Origin of the sequence: Bacillus sp. SIMBA_008, assembly GCF_046535495.1 — a bacterium.
Classification (GTDB): domain Bacteria; phylum Bacillota; class Bacilli; order Bacillales; family Bacillaceae; genus Bacillus; species Bacillus subtilis.
Window position 1 is genome coordinate 1 of sequence record NZ_JAWRWL010000540.1, and the last position, 268, is coordinate 268.

Sequence of the window (268 nt, forward strand, 5' to 3'; positions counted from 1 at the left end):
GCGCCGTTCTTTTTTCATGATATGATAAAAAGAAAAGGCGGTGGAAGAGTGGAAGCGTTTATAACATTGATCAATCAGGCTGAACGTATCCTGGTGCTGACGGGAGCGGGAATGAGCACGGAATCCGGCATTCCCGATTTTCGTTCGGCGGGCGGTATATGGACCGAAGACACCTCCAGAATGGAAGCGATGAGCAGGGAATACTTTGAACGCCGTCCGCGTGAATTCTGGCCTAAATTCAAACAGCTCTTTCAGATGAAAATGAGCG

1 protein-coding gene is annotated in these 268 nt (G+C 48.9%); it reads left to right on the forward strand.

What is annotated here, in order from left to right; genetic code table 11:
* Positions 1-21 precede the first annotated feature (21 nt).
* The coding region (locus SB658_RS24365; RefSeq protein ID WP_410602938.1) for a Sir2 family NAD-dependent protein deacetylase at positions 22-268 on the forward strand (247 nt) is incomplete at its 3' end.